Source organism: Francisella sp. XLW-1 (assembly GCF_008711455.1).
Lineage (GTDB): Bacteria > Pseudomonadota > Gammaproteobacteria > Francisellales > Francisellaceae > Francisella > Francisella salimarina.
Map to the genome: position 1 here is coordinate 61539 of NZ_VXKP01000002.1, position 18149 is coordinate 79687.

Below are 18149 nucleotides of genomic sequence, written 5' to 3' on the forward strand. Positions count from 1 at the left end.
CAAGGAGTTAATTGTTATGAATAATCCTAATTCATCGCATCAGTTGTATAAAAAGGCTATGGCATTAGTGCTAGCAGGCGGGCGTGGTTCTCGTTTATATAATCTAACAGACACTAGAGCGAAGCCGGCTGTTTATTTTGGTGGTAAGTTTAGAATTGTAGATTTTGCCTTATCAAACTGCTTAAATTCTGGTATCAGAAGAATAGGTGTAGTTACACAATATAAGTCACACTCTTTACTTCGTCATATCCAACGTGGTTGGGGCTTCTTACGTGGTGAGCTAAATGAGTTTATAGATTTGCTACCAGCACAGCAAAGGGTTGATGAAGAGAGTTGGTATCGCGGTACTGCTGATGCTGTGTACCAAAATATTGATATTTTACGTTCTTATGGACCTGAGTATGTCATAGTTCTAGCTGGCGATCATATATATAAGATGGACTACTCAGTAATGCTAAGAGATCATGCCCAAAGCGGTTATAAGTGTACTGTAGGGTGTGTTGAAATTGCTGAAGAAGAAGCATTTGCATTTGGTATTATGGGTATTGATGAAGATCGTAAAATTACAAGCTTCGTCGAAAAGCCTAAAGATAATGCACCAACAATTCCTGGCACATCTGACAGATGTTATGCAAGTATGGGTATATATATATTCAATTCTGATTATTTGTATGATTTACTTGAGGAAGATATTGCAAATAAAGAATCAAGCCATGACTTTGGTAAAGATATAATTCCAAGAGTGGTTAGTGAAAAACAAGCTTTAGCACACCCATTTAGTATGTCATGTGTTCCTAGAGGAGAGGGTGTTGAACCATATTGGAGAGATGTTGGTACTATAGATGCATTCTGGGAAGCTAACCTTGATTTAGCAGCTAATATGCCTGAGTTGAATATCTACGATAAAGACTGGCCTGTGTGGACAGCTCAAGAGCAGCTTCCTCCGGCTAAGTTTGTGCCAGATAGAAAGGGTAATCATGGTGTGATTACAAATACTCTTGCTTCAGGTGGTTGTATAGTGCTTGGTTCGCAAATCTCTAAATCATTGATGTTCTCGAAAGTTAGAGTCTCAGCAGGTTGTGAGATTGATCAGTGCGTGATAATGCCTGAGGTAGTAGTAGGTGAAAATTGCCGTCTGAAAAAAGTTGTGATTGATAAAGGTTGTGATATCCCAGCTGGTATGGTGATTGGAGAAAATCCTAAAGAGGATGCTAAAAACTTTTTTAGAACCGACAAGGGTGTGGTACTAGTAACTAAAAAGATGATAGATGAACTAAAAGAAAAGTAAGAGAAGTTTATGCGCGTTTTACATGTATGTAGTGAATTGTATCCAATTCTAAAAACAGGGGGTCTTGCAGATGTTACAGCTGCTTTGCCACCTGCATTAGCTAGTTTTGGGGTTGATAGTAGGGTTTTGGTTCCAGGGTTTCCGGCATTTATGAATGCTATTAAGGATAAGCAGCTTTTGATTAATATCCCTTCTCGTTTTGGTGCAGAAGAGATAAACATATTTTTAGCTAAGATTCCTAATACTAAAATCGACATATATGTAATAGATGCTCCTAGTTTATTTGCTCGTCCGGGTAATCCATACGCAGATAGTAGTAATCAAGCTTATGCAGATAATTATCTTAGATTTGCTTTATTAGGTTGGGTAGCAGCAAGAATTTCTGAAGGCTTGGATACTAAGTGGAAGCCAGAAGTTGTTCATAGTCATGATTGGCATGCTGGATTAGTACCAGCTTATATTAAAGCAAGTGAACTAGCATCTGGCAAAAAAGCTGTAAAAACGGTATTTACTGTGCATAACCTTGCTTATCAAGGTCTTTTCCCAATGAGTGTTTTTGCGGAATTAGATTTACCAGGTATATTCTTGAGTATGAATGGTTTAGAGTTCTATGGTCAAGTATCTTTTATGAAGGCAGGTCTATATTTCGCTGATAAGATCACCACTGTAAGTCCTACATATGCTAAAGAGATTCAGTCTTATGAGCAGGGATGTGGATTAGAAGGGCTACTCGCAGATCGTCATAATGATCTATATGGAGTACTTAATGGTGTGGATCCTCAAGTATGGAATCCTAAAAAAGATACTCTTATAGAGGCTAACTACTCGATTACTACAGCTAATGTTGGTAAAGCAAAATGTAAGGCAGCTCTACAAAAAATGACTGGACTTGCGAAAAAAGAGGGTGCAGTAGTTTTTGGAATTGTAACACGCTTAACTGAGCAAAAGGGCCTAAATCTTTTAATTGAAGCAATAGGTGAAATCACTAGTAGAGGTGGTCAAGTTGTTTTATTGGGAAGTGGTGATAAAGCTTTAGAAGAAGCATTTTTAGCTGCGGCTAAGAAATCTCCTAAATCAATCGCTGTACAAATCGGCTATGATGAAAACCAAGCGCATCGTATAATTGCTGGTTCTGATGTGATAATGGTACCATCACGTTTTGAGCCTTGTGGATTGACACAACTATATGGTCTGACTTATGGAACTTTGCCTCTAGTACACAAAGTTGGTGGTCTAGCAGATACTGTTACAGATTCTTCATTGGAAAATTTGGCAGATGGTATGGCTACGGGGTTTGTTTTTGATGAGTTCAGTGTGGAGTCGCTCACTTTAGCAATTCGCCGAGCATTCGCATTATATAATCGTAAAGCAGACTGGAAGAAGGTAAGAAAAACTGCAATGCAACAAAAAGTAGATTGGAATGCAGCTGCTGATAAAATACATCAAATTTATTCTCAATTAGTTTAATAGACTTTCAAAAAAGTTCAAAAAATCAATATTTTTTTACCAAAAAAAATACTTAAATGGTATTATGATTTTTAATGTAATTACTTTTTATCAATAAATTATTATCAAAGGTTTCTAAAAAAAATGGACAACAAAAATCAAGTCAAGCTTTTTTTACAAGATGCTTTAGGATGTGATATAGCTAAAGCAAGTGATCAAGATCTATATTATGCACTATTATCTTATGTTAAAGAGCAAACAGAAAAACTACCAACGCCTGATTTTAAAAAGAAAATATATTATATATCTAGTGAATTTTTGATCGGTAGAATGCTAGCAAATAATCTTATAAATTTTGGAATTTATAATGATGTTAAAGAGCTATTTGAGGCTAATGGTAAAGATATAGCTTTGATCGAAGAGTGCGAGCCAGAACCATCTCTAGGTAATGGTGGTTTAGGTAGATTAGCAGCGTGCTTTTTAGATTCAATAGCATCATTAGCTATTCCTGCAACAGGTGTTAGTTTGAACTATCATTATGGTTTGTTTAAGCAAAAATTCAAAAAGAATCTACAAAAAGAAACACCTAATCCATGGGTAGAGGATAAAGGCTGGCTTAATAAGAGAAAGGCTGCCTATAAGATTGATTTCAATGGTTTTAGTATACAATCTCAGATGTATGATATTGAGATGGTTGGTTATCAAAATAATTTTGTTAATAAACTATGCTTGTTTGATGCTGAGAGCGTTGACTCTAGCATCGTTAAAAAAGGTATATCTTTTGATAAAACAGCTATCGAAAAGAATGTTACGCTTTTCTTATATCCAGATGATAGCGATGAAGCAGGACATTTATTAAGAATTTTCCAACAGTATTTCATGGTAAGTAATGCGGTGCATTTAGTTTTTGCTGATATGGATGCTAAAGGCTACTCAATTGAGAAGCTTCATGAACATGCAACTATTCAAATTAATGATACTCATCCAACTTTAGTGATTCCTGAGCTTGTACGTCAGCTTATGACTAGAGGGCTATCTATAGATGCAGCTATTGAGATAGTTAAGAAAACAGTAGCGTATACTAACCATACTATCTTGGCTGAAGCGCTAGAGAAATGGCCTCTAAGATATCTTAAAAAAGTACTAACTCAAGAGTTAATCGATATTATTAGATATTTAGATGCTAAAGTTAAGCTAGAGCATATCGATGAGAAATTATCTATCATTGATGATCAAAGTATTGTACATATGGCTCATATGAGTATTCATTATAGTTTTAGTGTGAATGGTGTGGCAGCTCTTCATACAGAGATTCTTAAAAATGATGAATTGAAGCACTTTAACGATATTTATCCGAAGAAATTTAATAATAAAACTAATGGTATAACATTCAGAAGATGGTTATTACAATCTAACCCTGAGTTAACAAAATACTTAGAAAGTGTTATTGGTGATAGTTTTAAAACTAAAGCTACTGATTTAGAAAAACTTCTGAAGTTTGATAATGATGATACTTTAAAAGCTCTTGAAGATATCAAAATGGTTAAAAAAGCACAATTTATTAAATTTGCAAAAGAGCATTATGGTGTGGAGCTTATCAGAGATGGAATATTTGATGTACAAATCAAGCGTATCCATGAATATAAGCGTCAACAAATGAATGCTTTGTATATAATCCATAGATATTTACAGATTAAATCAGGTAAGCTTAAGCCTGCAAGAGCTGTTAACTTTATTTTCGGTGGTAAGGCAGCTCCAGCTTATATTATAGCTAAGGATATTATTCATCTAATCTTATGCTTACAAGAGCTTATCAATAATGATTCTGATGTGAATAAGTACATGAGAGTATTGTTTGTAGAGAACTATAATGTAAGTGTTGCTGAGAAGTTAATTCCAGCTGCTGATATCTCTGAGCAAATATCTCTAGCATCAAAAGAAGCTAGTGGTACAGGTAACATGAAGTTTATGCTAAATGGTGCTATCACATTAGGAACTATGGATGGTGCTAACGTTGAGATTGCTGAGCTAGTTGGACAGGATAATATCTATACTTTTGGTAAGGATAGTGACACTATCATAGATCTATACAAGACTAGTGGTTATATTTCCAAAGATTATTACAAGCAGCCTGCGATCAAGTCGATCGTAGATTTTATAGTTTCTAAAAAACTTGTTAAGCTTGGTAAGAAATCTAACTTAAAAGAGTTGTATAACGAGTTACTTAATAAAGACTGGTTTATGACTTTGATAGATCTTGTAGAGTATGCACAAGTCAAAGATCAAATGATCAAAGATTATGAAAACCGTAAAGAATGGATGTCTATGGCTTTAGTAAATATTGCAAAAGCTGGGTTCTTCAGTTCAGATAGAACAATTGCTGACTATAACAGAGATATCTGGAAGATTTAGTATAAAATGTGATTTCGCTACTTGCTTTGCAAGTTATAGCGACATACTTTTTTCATGGCAGAAAAAGTATGCAAAACTGCCTAGCACTCTGCTCTCGCTATGTTGTAAACTAATGACAGTTACAAAACTCACTTAAGTTCAGACAGTTGTAACTGTTAGAACATTAATTTACAACAGCTTGCCGCAAGGTGCATTACTATGATGTATAGAGAGTATATGAAAAAATCTGGATTATTATTAGCTATCTCAAGTTTACCAAGTCAGTTTGGTATTGGTGATTTAGGTAAAAGTGCTTATGAATTTGTTGATATTTTAAAACAAGCAAATACTAAAATTTGGCAGGTGCTGCCACTTACACCACTAGGTTTTGGCAACTCTCCATATCAGTCAAGCTCTTCTTTTGCAGGTGATGAAATCTATATTAGCTTAGAAAAACTAGCAGATTATGGTTTGCTTGAGGGATCCTCTCTTAGAAGTCTAAATGTAAGCTCTGACAAAGTTGAATATGAACTTGTTCGTAATTTCAAAGATAAGTATCTCGAAGAAGCATTTAGCAATTTTCAAAGCTCAAAAGATAAGTTTGAACAAGAATATAATAATTTTATAGCTCAAAACTCATGGGTTAAAAATTATGCTATTTTTAAAGCTTTTAGAAAGGCTAATAATAACCAAGCTTGGAATTTTTGGCCGCAAGAATATAAAAACTGGATCAAAGATAAAGCTATAGAGCTTGATCAATTTCAAAACGAGATAGATTATCAAATATTTTTGCAGTTTATTTTTTATAAGCAGTGGTTTGAACTAAGAGAATATGCTAATCAAAACAATATTGAAATTATGGGCGATTTACCTATTTATTTAGGTTTTGACTCTGCCGATGTATGGGAGCATCAAGATATATTTCTATTAGATGAAAATCAAAATCCTAGTTTCGTTGCAGGTGTTCCACCTGACTTTTTCTCAGAAACTGGTCAGTTGTGGGGCAACCCACTTTATGATTGGGATAAGCTCAAAGAAACAAATTTTGATTTTTGGATAGATCGATTAAATGGTAACTTCAAACTATTTGATATCGTTAGGATTGATCATTTTAGAGCTTTTGATACATATTGGAAGATACCAGCAGGTGAAAATACTGCTATAAATGGTGAGTGGATCGAGGCTCCTGGTTATGATTTCTTTGATACAGTTTATAAGCGTATTCCAGATGCTAATATTATTGCAGAAGATTTAGGAGATTTGCGCCCTGAAGTGCTTGAGTTGAGAGATCACTACAAGCTAAAAGGTATGAAAGTATTTCCATTTCATTTTGATCTGAAAACAGGTAGCTTTATTGAAGATGCAAATATCGTTGCTTACTCTGGAACACATGATAATAATACGCTAAAAAGTTGGTATTTTGATGAGCTAAATAGATATCAAAGAAAGCTTTTAAAGCGTTATTTTAAAGCTAATGATAGAAATATTTTTAGAAAGATTATTAAATATTTACTAAATTGTGATGCTGAATATGTAATCCTGCCAGTACAAGATATTTTAGAATTAGGTAGTGAGGCTAGACTAAATACTCCAGGTACGGTAGGCGAGCCAAATTGGCAGTGGAAATTGGTTGATTTTGATGGTTTACATTAATTTATATTGATTAAGTATCTATTGGGATGTATTTATAAATAGGGAGGTAGTAAATGGAAAGGTTATTTTCATATGGCACATTGCAAATGGAACATGTTCAGGAAGAAACATTTGGTCGTAAGCTGAATGGCCAAAAAGATGCGTTAATTGGCTATACTCTTTCTAAAGTAAAAATCAAAAATGAATCGGTAATAAAAGTTAGCGGTACAGATGTTCATCCAATTTTAAAGTTCACGGGAAATGCTTCAGATATTGTTGAAGGTACTGTTTATGAGGTCACACTATCAGAACTGAACTAAGCAGACGAGTATGAAGTTGAAGAATATATGCGTGTTGCTGGTAGCTTTAAATCAGGCAATATTGCATGGATATATGCTTGTGCAGCTACTGAATTAATTAGATAATAACGCGATGCTAACAAGTTAATTCAATCTGCGCAGTTAAGCTACTCAGATGTGGTTTGGAATTTTTTAAATGTTCTAGGCTATTTTGTGTTATGTAATTGATTGGAGTGCTATACCTATAATACATGCAAGAAAGATATTGAGAAAACTGATATAAGTATTGAATATCCTTAGAGTACATATTAGAAGGAAGGCTCTGTCAAGCAAGAGATTAATCGATTAGACCTGTATATTAAAAACTTAAGATAGTTACTTAATTATATAAAATTGATACTTTTATATAATATTTATTGATATCTAAATATGATAAAATCTTTTACAAAATTATAATTATGTAAAAGATTTTAATTAGTATGCTTACATTTCAAGAAATTATTTTAAAACTACATCATTACTGGGCATCTAAAGGTTGTGCTATTATTCAGCCACTAGATATGGAAGTCGGCGCTGGAACATTCCATCCAGCAACAACTCTAAGAGCGATAGGTCCAGAGCCATGGACAGCTGCGTATGTACAGCCATCAAGAAGACCTACAGATGGTCGCTATGGTGAGAACCCTAACCGTACGCAACATTACTACCAATACCAAGTTGTGATGAAGCCATCGCCTGATGATATCCAAGAATTATATCTTGGTTCACTTAGAGAGCTAGGTATAGATCCATTAGAGAATGATATTCGCTTTGTTGAAGATAACTGGGAATCGCCAACTCTAGGTGCTTGGGGACTTGGTTGGGAAGTATGGTCAAACGGTATGGAGATTACGCAGTTCACATATTTTCAACAAGTAGGTGGACTGGAGTGTAAGCCTGTAATGGGTGAGATTACTTATGGTCTTGAGCGATTAGCTATGTATATCCAAAATGTTGATAGTATGTATGATATCTTATGGGCTAATACGCAAAATGGTCCTTTATATTATCGTGATGTATTTATGCAAAATGAAATCGAAATGTCGACTTATAACTTTGAAGAGGCTAATGTTGAAGAGCTTTTTAAACAGTTTGATTTATTAGAAAAAGAAGGTTATAGACTAGTAGGGAAAAATCTGCCAATACCAGCTTATGAGTTTGTATTGAAAGCTTCACATACTTTTAACTTATTAGATGCGCGTCATGCAATATCTGTTACAGAAAGACAAGGCTATATTCTAAGAGTTAGAAAATTAGCTCTAGAAGTAGCTAAAGAATATTATAGCGCAAGAGAAAAATTAGGTTTTCCAGCTTTTAAGAAAGACAATTGATTAAATGCTTTCGCTAACTTACGATGTAAGTTTTAGCGACATACTTTTTGCAATAGCAGAAAAAGTATGCAAAACTGCTTAGCACATGTTCGCGCTTTAATGTAAGTCATTGGTGCCTACAAAACTCGCAAGCTCAGACAGTTGTAGTCACTGGATCAATGACTTTGACATAAGCTTGCCACAAAGTGCTTTAATGTGGTGAAAATTAAAATGAAAAGTATAAATCAAATATTAAAATTTCTAGATATTCAAACCTTATCTCAAAATAATTTTGAAATTGAATCGCTATCTTTAGATAGTCGTAAATGTGACGCAAAATCAGCATTTATAGCTCTCAAAGGTCTATCAAATGATGGTAATAAATATATTGATAGTGTTTTAGCTAAGGGTACAAAACTTATTTTGAGTGATAAACTACCCCGTCAATCTTCGATTGCCACCTCTTCAATAGCTGAAGGGGAATTACCTAATATTTTTTATGTTGAAAATTTAAAAGAGAAGCTATCGAATCTTGCTAAATGGTTTTATGATTATAAAAAACCTCAAAATATAGTTGGCATAACAGGCACAAATGGTAAAACATCTATTTCTAGTTATATTGCACAATTGCAAAAATTAATTGGTCAAAAATCATTATTACTAGGTACAAATGGCAATGGGATTTATCCAGATCTACAAGAGAGTACCCATACGACATTAGATATATTATCTTTATATCAAACTATTTTATATTATAAGAATTATCAAAATCTTGTTATGGAAGTATCTTCTCATTCATTGGATCAAAAGCGTACCGAAGGTTTAGATTTTGATATTGCAGTATTTAGTAATCTTAGTCATGATCATCTTGATTATCATAAGACTATGGATAATTATTTTGAAGCTAAAGCAAAATTGTTTCAGTTTAAAAGCCTTAAAAAAGCTGTAATAAATGTAGATGATGAATATGGTCTGAAACTTTGGGAAAATACCAATAAATCGTCATTCCGTCAGGCTCCGACCACGGAATCCATAGATACTAACTTAAAGTATAGTATTAAGATTATAACAGTCAGCCTAAAGTCAAAAAAAGCAGATATTTATATAGAATCTAATAGTATAGAGAATATGCAAACAAGCTTTGATTTATATATTTCTCAAAAGTACATGGGTACTTATCAAACATCTTTAGTTGGCGAATTTAATCTAATGAATTTAGGTTTGAGCTTAGCAGCATTAGATGATAGCTCTACTAGAGAACAACTTCTAGAAAATATTTCTAAATTAAAACCTGTAAAAGGGCGTATGGAAGTAATTGCACTAGTAAATGGTGCAAAGATTATAATTGATTATGCGCATACTCCAGATGCTTTAGAAAAAGCTCTACAAACTCTAGTAAACTACCGTCCAAATAATCTATGGTGTATCTTTGGCTGTGGTGGCAATAGAGATACTACCAAAAGACCTATAATGGCTCAGATAGCAGAAGAGTACGCTAATAAAATAGTCGTTACAGAAGATAATAACCGTTTTGAAAATATTGAAAGTATTTTTGATGATATCAAAAAAGGTTTTAGTCATCCTGAAAGGCATACTTTTATTGATAGTAGAGAAAAAGCTATCAAATATACTATTGAAAACTCGAAAGCTAACGACGTTATTCTATTAGCTGGCAAAGGACATGAGTGCTATCTTGATAAAAATGGTATTAAAGAGTATTTTGATGAGCGAGAGATTATCGCTAAGTATAATTTTTAAGAAAAGATAAAATGACAAATTTAGAAAAGAAAATAAGTTTTATCCAAGAGATAGACAAGCTAAAAGGCGTATATCGTAGAGCATTTAAAATGTGATAATAATCGTAGAGAGAATACAGCAGAACATAGTTGGCATGTAACTCTTATGGGCGTTATATTAGAAGAATATGCAAGTGAAGAGCTTGATATGCTAAAAGTGCTTAAGATGCTATTGATCCATGATATTGTTGAGATATATGCGGGTGATACTTATGCTTTTGATAATCATGCAGTACTTGAGGACCAGAGCGCCAAAGAACTAGAAGCTTTAGAGAAAATATTTTCATTGTTACCAGAAGATGAGGCTAATGATTATAAAGCTTTATGGCTTGAGTTTGAAAATAGTCAAACAGCGGAAGCTAAATACTCAAAAGCTATAGAAAGAGCAGTTCCAGTTTTACAAAATATGCAGAATAATGGTGGTAGTTGGGTAGCTTATGGCAAAGTGCCTAAAGAAAAAGTTATCAGTAGAAACTTAGGATTAAAAGACATTGCTCCGGAGTTATGGCAATATGTAAAAGGACAGATTGATTTAGCTGTAGAGAAAGGGTGGCTTGTTTAAGCAAATATTTGTAGTGACAGATCAATGATCTACCACTATGATAGTTTATTTAAAGCTATTTCCCCTTCAAACTTCGCAGTGATCGGAAGAGGAATTTGATATGAGTCTTATGGAGAAAAAATGATCAAATCACTAAAACAATTAGCAACACAAGCAGGCTTAGAATACATCGGTGAAGATGTATCAATTCAAACAGTTAGCATTAATTCTAATGAGGTAAATCAAGATGCTTTATTTGTCGCGATTGTAGCTAATCGTGATGGCCATGAGTTTATTCCAAGTGCTATTAGTAATGGTGCAAAAGCTTTGTTAGTATCAAAGAAACAAGATATAAATATTCCACAAGTAGTTTGTGGTAATACTATTAAGGGATTACGAGCATTGGCAAAAGAGTATCGTAAGTCTCTGAAAATGCCTATTATCTCCTTAACAGGTAGTTGTGGTAAAACAACGGTTAAAGAAATGATTGTAACTCTACTTGGTGGTAAAAAAGTACATTTTACACAAGGTAATTTCAACAACTATCTTGGTGTGCCTATGACAGTTTTAGAAGCTCCACAAGATGTCGATTTTGCTGTGATTGAAACTGGTACAAGCGTTGCGGGTGAGATAAAAGCTGCTGCTGAAATTATCCAGCCTAATGTTGCGATGATTACAAATGTTGGTGCTAGTCACTTAGAGAATCTTAAAACTCTAGATGGTGTAATGATAGAGAAAGGAGAGCTTCTTAAAGCTCTACCCAAAGACGGCGTTTGTATTGTGAATCTTGATGATGAAAGAATACCAGCTTATGCAGATAAATTAGACTGTAACAAAATTACTTGCTCAATGAGTAATCAAGGTGCAGATATCATCATTTTAGATTATCAGGTTACACCAGAGTTATATGATGTTAGGATTAGAATCTTTGACAAACAATATAACTATCAGTTGCCGAATATTGGTAAGCATAATTTGTCTAATAGTATGCTTGCGATAGCTAGTGTGGTTGCTGCAGGACTAGAGCCAAACGGCTTTTTACAAAATACGCAAAATATCAAAAACTATAAAGGTAGATTCTCAACCGAAAAACTAAATGATAAGTTAACTCTTGTAGACGATACATATAATGCTAGTGCTGGTGCTGTCCAAGCTGCTATAGCAGATTTAGCTGAATTTGATGGTAAAAAAGTTATAGCAATTACTTCAATGAGAGAATTAGGTGATGAGGGCGAGAATTATCATCGTAAAATGGGACAATGGCTCAATAAGGCTGGCTTAGATAATATATTTTTATTTGGCGAAAAAAATTTAATAAAGTTTACTTTAGAAGAGTATAAAGGTTCAAATGTTAAATATTATGATGATAAACAACAGTTAAATAATGATCTATTAAAAGTACTTGATGGGTATAAATCTCAAAATACTAAACTTACTGTTAAAGGAGCTAGAAGCTTTAAGATGGAAGAAGTTGTCAAATTTGTTAAGGAAAATTCATAGAGCTTGATTTGAGGTGGTTTATTTAAGCTCTATCTTTAATGATGTTAAGAACTCTTCTTAGTGGTTCTGCAGCTCCCCATAGTAGCTGATCTCCTACAGTGAAGCAATGAAATATATCATCAGCTAATAGGGATGACCTAATACGACCTATAGCAATATCAAGAGTTCCTGAAGTCGCCTGAGGTGTTAGATGCTTGAGAGTATCTTCTTTGTTGTTATCTACTACTTTAACCCACTCATTACCTTGAGATATTATTTGCTTAATTTCATCAATTGTTAATTTTTGTCTAAGTTTGATTGTCAAAGCTTGAGAGTGTGATCTTAGGCTAGGAACTCTAACACATACGCCATCAACAGGGATTGCTTTTTTAGTATCTAAAATTTTGTTTAGTTCTGTGGCTGCTTTGTACTCTTCTTTTGTTTGTCCACTTGGCATACCAACATCTATCCAAGGCAATAGATTATAAGCCAAAGTTTGTACAGTTTTTTGTTGAGGGATTTTTGAAGAATCTTTAGATAGTTCTCTTAGAGTTTTTTCTCTTGTTAGGATATCTGCATTTATATCATCAGCTTTACTCAAAAGGTCAGCTTGTTGGAGAAGTTCTTGCATTGCTGCAGCACCAGAGCCTGATATCGCTTGGTAGGTACTAGAGTTAACCCATTCAACAAGATCTTCCTTGAGTAGTCCAGCGATTGCTAGAGACATTAAACTAACAGTGCAATTACTACCAATAAAGTCTTTTTTACCACTATCAATAGCGTTGATTATTTGCCCATGATTTAACGGATCTAGTACTAGGGTACTTTCATTCTCTAGACGTAGTGTAGATGCAGCATCTATCCAAAAACCTTGCCAACCATATTCTCTTAACTTAGAGTGAATTTCTTTGGTATATTCACCACCTTGACAGCTTAGAAGTATATCCATTTTAGCTAATTCTTCGATATTGTAAGCATCTTGCAGTATGCCATATTTCTCCATAAAACCTGAAGGCTGTTGTCCTGCTTGAGATGTTGAAAAAAACGTTGGTGATATATCATCAAAATCATTCGATTCAACCATGCGAGACATCAAAACTGAGCCAACCATACCACGCCAACCAATAAAACCAACTTTAAGCATAAAACCCCTATAATTATTAGTGATAAAATTTATTGGTTAAGTATAATACAAAAGTAATCGATTTGATATTTGTTAAGAGTAAGAGTATAGAATATGATAGTACATAAGTTTGGAGGCAGTAGTTTAGCTACATCAGAGAAGATAAAAAATGTTTCGAATATAATTAGTTGTATCAATGAGGCTGTGGTAGTTTCTGCATCAGCAAAAACTACTAGTAATTTACAAAAAGCTATAGATCAAGCAATTGAGTCTCAAGATTATAGCGAAACACTTAATTCTATTTTTGAGCATCATAGTTCTATACTTCATGATTTAGTTCCCGCTGAGAATACCCTAAGAGAAACGATTCTTAAAGATTTAAGAGATATTAAGCATATTCTCAGTACTATAGTAATTACAGGGTTCTGCGCTGATAGTTTGAGATTCTTTATTTTGGGCTTTGGGGAAATATGGTCAGCTAAAATTCTTACGTTATATTTGCAATCAAGAGATAGGAATGCGTATTTTATAGATGCTTCAGAATGTTTGATTGTCAATGATAGTAATTATCCTGTTACAGTTAATTGGCAACAAAGCCTGGAGTCAATCGAGGCTATAAAATCTGAAAATCCTGCTGATGTATATGTTATCACAGGTTTTATTGCTCAAAATAAGCTTGGTAAGAGAACAATATTAGGCTTAAACTGTAGTGACTATTCAGCAGCTATTTTTGCAAAGCTATTACAAGCTGATAAGCTATATATTTGGACAGATGTGGCTGGTGTATACAGTGCTAATCCACAAGTAGTTCCAGAGGCAAAACCTCTAACTCAATTAACATATAAAGAGGCTCTTGAGCTTGCATATTTTGGTGCATCTGTTGTACATCCTTTAACTATAGCTCCAATGGCTCTAGAGAGAACACCTATTTATATAAAAAGTAGTTATTCACCAGATGAGGTTGGTACTAAGATTAGTGCTGACAAGGATGAAGACCAAGGTCTTATTAAAGGCCTAACAAGTGTCTCAGATGTGGCGATAGTGCGAGTGCAAGGTGCTGGTATGATAGGTGTTTCTGGTATATCGTTCAAAGTTTTTGGAGCACTAGAGAAAGCTGGTGTATCTGTAATGATGATATCTCAAGCGAGCTCTGAATATTCTATATGTTTTGCTATAGATAGTGTCAATGCTGATAGGGCAACTGAAACTTTAAAACATGAGTTTGCTAATGAGATAAAGAATAATCTTATTGAAGAGATTGCTGTTCATAAGCATCATGCTTTGATTACAGCAGTTGGTGAAGGTATGAAGTCTAAGACCGGATCGTTAGCAAAGTTGGTAAACTCACTTAAGTTAGCAAATATTAATATACATGCTATTGCTCAAGGATCCTCAGAGAGAAGTGTTACATTTGCAGTAAAAGCTGAAGATGAAGCTAGAGGTGTTCAAGCTATGCATCGTCACTATAATTCTGTAAGTGATGATATTGCAATTGCTGTAATTGGTGCTGGTAATATTGGTAAGGCTTTTATTAAGCAAATTAAACAAACTTATGAAAAATGGTATTCAAGAGGTATTAACTTAGTATTGGTAGGAGCTACTAATTCAAAGCAAATGCGTGTCTCTTATGAAAATTTATTATTTGAAAATATAGATAATTTGCTTAATGAGGCTACAGAAAAAGTTAGTTTAGAGAGTTTGGCTGAATTTATGTCTCATGCTTCGGCTACCAAAAAAATTGTGATTGATGCTACAGCAAGTGAAGATGTTTCGAAAAGTTATGCTAATTTTTTAAACAATGGAATCAGTGTGATTACTCCTAATAAGTATGCAAATTCAGGAAACTATGAATTCTATCAAGAGCTTAGAAAAGTCGCTAAACAGAATGGCACTAGTTTCTTATATGAAACAAATGTTTGTGCTGGCCTTCCTCTCATAGTTACATTGCAAAATATGGTTCAAAGTGGTGATCATGTTAGATCTATAAATGGTATTTTCTCAGGAACTTTAAGTTATTTGTTTACTCAGTTAAATAATGGCGTGATTTTCTCAGATGCAGTGAAGATGGCCTATGATGCTGGGTATACAGAGCCAGATCCTAGACAAGATTTATCAGGTATGGATGTCGCAAGAAAGACAGTGATCTTAGCTAGAGAAATAGGTCTGAATATAGGTCTGAATGACTTGGTTATCGAAAATTTAGTACCTGAAGAATTACGTGAATGTAGTGTAGAGGAGTTTTTTGCTAAACTTCCAGCATTTAACAATCAAATAATGCATCGGATTGCAGACAAAAAGAAAAATCTTACTGGAGTACATTATGTTGGATCTATCGTTAATGGTGTTGCAAACGTAGGTATCCAAGCTTACGATGAATCTAGTCCTTTTGCAAATGTGAAAGGTACTGATAATATCGTGATGATAAATACAGATAGATATACTCAACCTATGGTTATCCAAGGCGCTGGTGCTGGTGTTGAGGTAACAGCAGCGGGTGTATATGCCGATGTTATAACTGTGATAAGAGAAAAGTAGTCATGAAATTAGCTAATATTAAATCAGCTAAGGCATTTGCTCCAGCAACTAGTGCAAATTTTGCAGTTGGTTATGATTTGCTGGGTTTTGCTATCGATGGGGTAGGTGATACTGTCGAACTTATCAAAAGAGATGATGCCGAGTTGGTTATCAAACAAATTAGTGGAGCTACTGGCGCAGATAGACTACCTTTTGACAGTGATAAGAATGTTGCTACAGCTGTAATTAAAAAGTTTTTGGCTGATAAAGACATTGAAATGGGTTTTGATGTTTATATACAAAAAGGCATTACTCTAGGTTCTGGTATGGGTGGTTCAGCAGCTTCTTCTGTTGCTGCTCTAGTCGCAATGAATGCTTTTTTTGAAACACCGTATAACTATGATGATTTAATTGACTATGCTATCTATGGCGAGAGTTTGATATCAGGATCATTTCATGGTGACAATGCAGTGCCATGTATGTTTGGTGGGCTGGTATTATTACAAAGTTCAAAACCGTGTAAAAAAATAGATTTACCAATAGTTGATTGCAACGTGGTTATAATTTGCCCTGATCTTTCAATCGAGACAAAAAAAGCACGTGAACTTTTGGAAGAGCCTTATGATTTAACTACAATTGTTGAGCATAGTGCATGCTTAGCAGCTACGATAAGTGCTTTATATACACAAGATATTGAACTGTTGAGTCAAAGCTTAAAAGATATATTGATTGAACCAAGAAGATCTAAATTAATCACAGGATTTTATGATGTCCAGAAAGCCACTTATGATGCAGGTGCGATAGCTTGTGGGATATCAGGATCTGGGCCAACAATGTTTGCACTTGTAAAAAAACAAGATGATGCAAGTGTTGTTGCTAAAACAATGCAAGATAAGTTTAAAGAATTTAACCTTAAGTCAGATAGTTGGATAAGTACTATGAGCGGTAAAGGTGCATACATATTAGAGAAAAAATAATAAAGGTAAGACATGAATTTTATTAGTACAAGAGATAAAAATATCAAAGTTTCATTAAGTGAGGCAATGCAGTCTGGATTAGCTCCAGATGGAGGGTTATTTGTACCTGAGAGATTTCCAAAGGTTGATTGGCAGAGTTTTACCAAAGATATCAGCTATGCTGAATTTGCTGCAAATACTTTGAGAGAGTTCTTTAAAGGAGATCAGCTTGCAGCTTCTTTAGATAAGATTTGTAATAATGCTTTTACTTTTGATGTGCCAGTTAAGCGCTTGGATAAAACAACATCTGTTTTAGAGCTTTTTCATGGACCAACTTTATCTTTTAAGGATTTTGGTGCGAGATTTTTAGCAAATTGTCTAAGCTCTATCGACAGTGAGAAGCCATTTACAATTTTAGTAGCAACTTCTGGCGATACAGGTTCTGCAGTAGCTGCAGCTTTTCACGGTAAGGGTAATATTCGTGTTATAGTGATGTTCCCTAAGGGTAAAATCTCTAAAAGACAAGAAAAACAAATAACTTGCTGGGGCGATAATATCCAAGCTGTTGAAGTTGAAGGAGTTTTTGATGATTGTCAAAGTTTAGTTAAAGAAGCTTTTAAGACACCTTGGTGGACAGAAAGAACAAAACTAAATACATCTAATAGTATTAATATTGGTAGATTATTACCACAATCTACTTACTATGCTTACACATCGTGGCAGCATTATTTACAGACTGGAGAGAAAGCAAACTACATAGTTCCATCTGGTAATATTGGTAATATCACAGCAGCATTTTGGGCTAAACAAATGGGCTTCCCAATCGGTGAGATATCTATGAGTCTAAATGCAAATGATACAGTTATAGATTACTTGAATACTGGAGAATTTAACCCAAGAGCAAGTGTTGAGACACTGGCTAATGCAATGGATGTTGGTAATCCTAGTAATTTTGAAAGACTTTTATATCTGTTAGGCGGTTATGAGAATTTCAAAGCAAATGTTAAAGCTATATGTGTTTCTGATTTTGAAATCATAGAAGAAATTAAGCAAGTGTATCGTCAGTATAATGAAGTAGTCTGTCCACATACTGCAACAGGCTTTGTAGCTAAAAATCAGCTAGATGCAAATAAAGGTTATATAATTGTAGCAACAGCTCACCCTGCTAAGTTTGAAAGTGTAATTGAGCCAGTATTAGACATACAAGTCCCAGCTACTCCGGCGTTACAGAAGCTACTAGATAAAGAGCAATATAAAGTAGTAATAAATAAATCTATGGATGAGCTTTGTGAGGTTTACACAAAAGCTTTTGAATAAAAGTAACTTTTTTAATTC

Annotated in this window: 13 protein-coding genes; 12 read left to right on the forward strand and 1 reads right to left on the reverse strand. The window is 34.2% G+C overall.

The window, feature by feature from the left end:
- Nucleotides 1–16 precede the first annotated feature (16 nt).
- From glgC to F3D59_RS02905, 9 genes are all read left to right on the forward strand, one after another.
- Nucleotides 17–1288, forward strand: a complete 1272-nt coding sequence (glgC, locus tag F3D59_RS02860) for a glucose-1-phosphate adenylyltransferase (RefSeq protein ID WP_150463724.1) — start codon at nucleotides 17–19, stop codon at nucleotides 1286–1288.
- 9 nt (nucleotides 1289–1297) lie between these two features.
- On the forward strand, nucleotides 1298–2755 hold the full coding sequence (gene glgA, locus F3D59_RS02865) for a glycogen synthase GlgA (protein WP_150463725.1): 1458 nt from the start codon (nucleotides 1298–1300) through the stop codon (nucleotides 2753–2755).
- Nucleotides 2756–2878: 123 nt separating this feature from the next.
- The gene (gene glgP / locus F3D59_RS02870) at nucleotides 2879–5146 is read left to right on the forward strand and encodes a glycogen/starch/alpha-glucan family phosphorylase (RefSeq protein ID WP_150463726.1); all 2268 of its coding nucleotides are present in this window, start codon (nucleotides 2879–2881) and stop codon (nucleotides 5144–5146) included.
- 216 nt (nucleotides 5147–5362) lie between these two features.
- Nucleotides 5363–6778, forward strand: coding sequence for a 4-alpha-glucanotransferase (malQ, locus tag F3D59_RS02875; protein WP_150464001.1), 1416 nt, complete (start codon nucleotides 5363–5365; stop codon nucleotides 6776–6778).
- Between the two features lie 86 nt (nucleotides 6779–6864).
- Nucleotides 6865–7077, forward strand: coding sequence for a hypothetical protein (locus F3D59_RS10065; protein WP_224721144.1), 213 nt, complete (start codon nucleotides 6865–6867; stop codon nucleotides 7075–7077).
- 458 nt (nucleotides 7078–7535) lie between these two features.
- A complete protein-coding gene (gene glyQ / locus F3D59_RS02890) occupies nucleotides 7536–8426 on the forward strand; it encodes a glycine--tRNA ligase subunit alpha (RefSeq protein WP_013923567.1) in 891 nt (296 codons plus the stop codon).
- Between the two features lie 210 nt (nucleotides 8427–8636).
- A complete protein-coding gene (locus F3D59_RS02895) occupies nucleotides 8637–10163 on the forward strand; it encodes a UDP-N-acetylmuramoyl-L-alanyl-D-glutamate--2,6-diaminopimelate ligase (RefSeq protein ID WP_150463727.1) in 1527 nt (508 codons plus the stop codon).
- Between the two features lie 144 nt (nucleotides 10164–10307).
- Nucleotides 10308–10763, forward strand: a complete 456-nt coding sequence (locus F3D59_RS02900) for an HD domain-containing protein (RefSeq protein WP_263477954.1) — start codon at nucleotides 10308–10310, stop codon at nucleotides 10761–10763.
- Between the two features lie 120 nt (nucleotides 10764–10883).
- The gene (locus F3D59_RS02905) at nucleotides 10884–12242 is read left to right on the forward strand and encodes a UDP-N-acetylmuramoyl-tripeptide--D-alanyl-D-alanine ligase (protein WP_150463728.1); all 1359 of its coding nucleotides are present in this window, start codon (nucleotides 10884–10886) and stop codon (nucleotides 12240–12242) included.
- A 22-nt stretch (nucleotides 12243–12264) separates the two neighbouring features.
- Here F3D59_RS02905 and asd read toward each other — a convergent pair whose 3' ends face one another.
- A complete protein-coding gene (gene asd, locus F3D59_RS02910) occupies nucleotides 12265–13365 on the reverse strand; it encodes an aspartate-semialdehyde dehydrogenase (protein WP_150463729.1) in 1101 nt (366 codons plus the stop codon).
- A 93-nt stretch (nucleotides 13366–13458) separates the two neighbouring features.
- Between asd and thrA the strand changes: the two genes are divergently transcribed.
- Genes thrA through thrC form a run of 3 tightly spaced genes read left to right on the forward strand, consistent with a single transcriptional unit; the run spans nucleotide 13459 to nucleotide 18131 of the window.
- The gene (gene thrA, locus F3D59_RS02915) at nucleotides 13459–15879 is read left to right on the forward strand and encodes a bifunctional aspartate kinase/homoserine dehydrogenase I (protein WP_150463730.1); all 2421 of its coding nucleotides are present in this window, start codon (nucleotides 13459–13461) and stop codon (nucleotides 15877–15879) included.
- 2 nt (nucleotides 15880–15881) lie between these two features.
- Nucleotides 15882–16835, forward strand: coding sequence for a homoserine kinase (locus F3D59_RS02920; protein ID WP_150463731.1), 954 nt, complete (start codon nucleotides 15882–15884; stop codon nucleotides 16833–16835).
- A gap of 12 nt (nucleotides 16836–16847) precedes the next feature.
- Nucleotides 16848–18131 carry a threonine synthase gene (gene thrC / locus F3D59_RS02925; RefSeq protein ID WP_150463732.1) on the forward strand — a complete coding sequence of 428 codons (1284 nt, stop codon included), beginning with the start codon at nucleotides 16848–16850 and terminating at the stop codon, nucleotides 18129–18131.
- Nucleotides 18132–18149: the final 18 nt, after the last annotated feature.

Bases quoted from the DNA above. Each gene is read 5' to 3' on its own strand.
- malQ (WP_150464001.1), top strand. From the start codon at position 5,363: ATGAAAAAATCTGGATTATTATTAGCTATCTCAAGTTTACCAAGTCAG.
- glgA (WP_150463725.1), top strand. From the start codon at position 1,298: ATGCGCGTTTTACATGTATGTAGTGAATTGTATCCAATTCTAAAAACA.
- thrC (WP_150463732.1), top strand. From the start codon at position 16,848: ATGAATTTTATTAGTACAAGAGATAAAAATATCAAAGTTTCATTAAGT.
- glgC (WP_150463724.1), top strand. From the start codon at position 17: ATGAATAATCCTAATTCATCGCATCAGTTGTATAAAAAGGCTATGGCA.
- F3D59_RS02905 (WP_150463728.1), top strand. From the start codon at position 10,884: ATGATCAAATCACTAAAACAATTAGCAACACAAGCAGGCTTAGAATAC.
- glyQ (WP_013923567.1), top strand. From the start codon at position 7,536: ATGCTTACATTTCAAGAAATTATTTTAAAACTACATCATTACTGGGCA.
- F3D59_RS10065 (WP_224721144.1), top strand. From the start codon at position 6,865: ATGGAACATGTTCAGGAAGAAACATTTGGTCGTAAGCTGAATGGCCAA.
- thrA (WP_150463730.1), top strand. From the start codon at position 13,459: ATGATAGTACATAAGTTTGGAGGCAGTAGTTTAGCTACATCAGAGAAG.
- F3D59_RS02900 (WP_263477954.1), top strand. From the start codon at position 10,308: ATGGGCGTTATATTAGAAGAATATGCAAGTGAAGAGCTTGATATGCTA.
- F3D59_RS02920 (WP_150463731.1), top strand. From the start codon at position 15,882: ATGAAATTAGCTAATATTAAATCAGCTAAGGCATTTGCTCCAGCAACT.
- glgP (WP_150463726.1), top strand. From the start codon at position 2,879: ATGGACAACAAAAATCAAGTCAAGCTTTTTTTACAAGATGCTTTAGGA.
- F3D59_RS02895 (WP_150463727.1), top strand. From the start codon at position 8,637: ATGAAAAGTATAAATCAAATATTAAAATTTCTAGATATTCAAACCTTA.
- asd (WP_150463729.1), bottom strand. From the start codon at position 13,365: ATGCTTAAAGTTGGTTTTATTGGTTGGCGTGGTATGGTTGGCTCAGTT.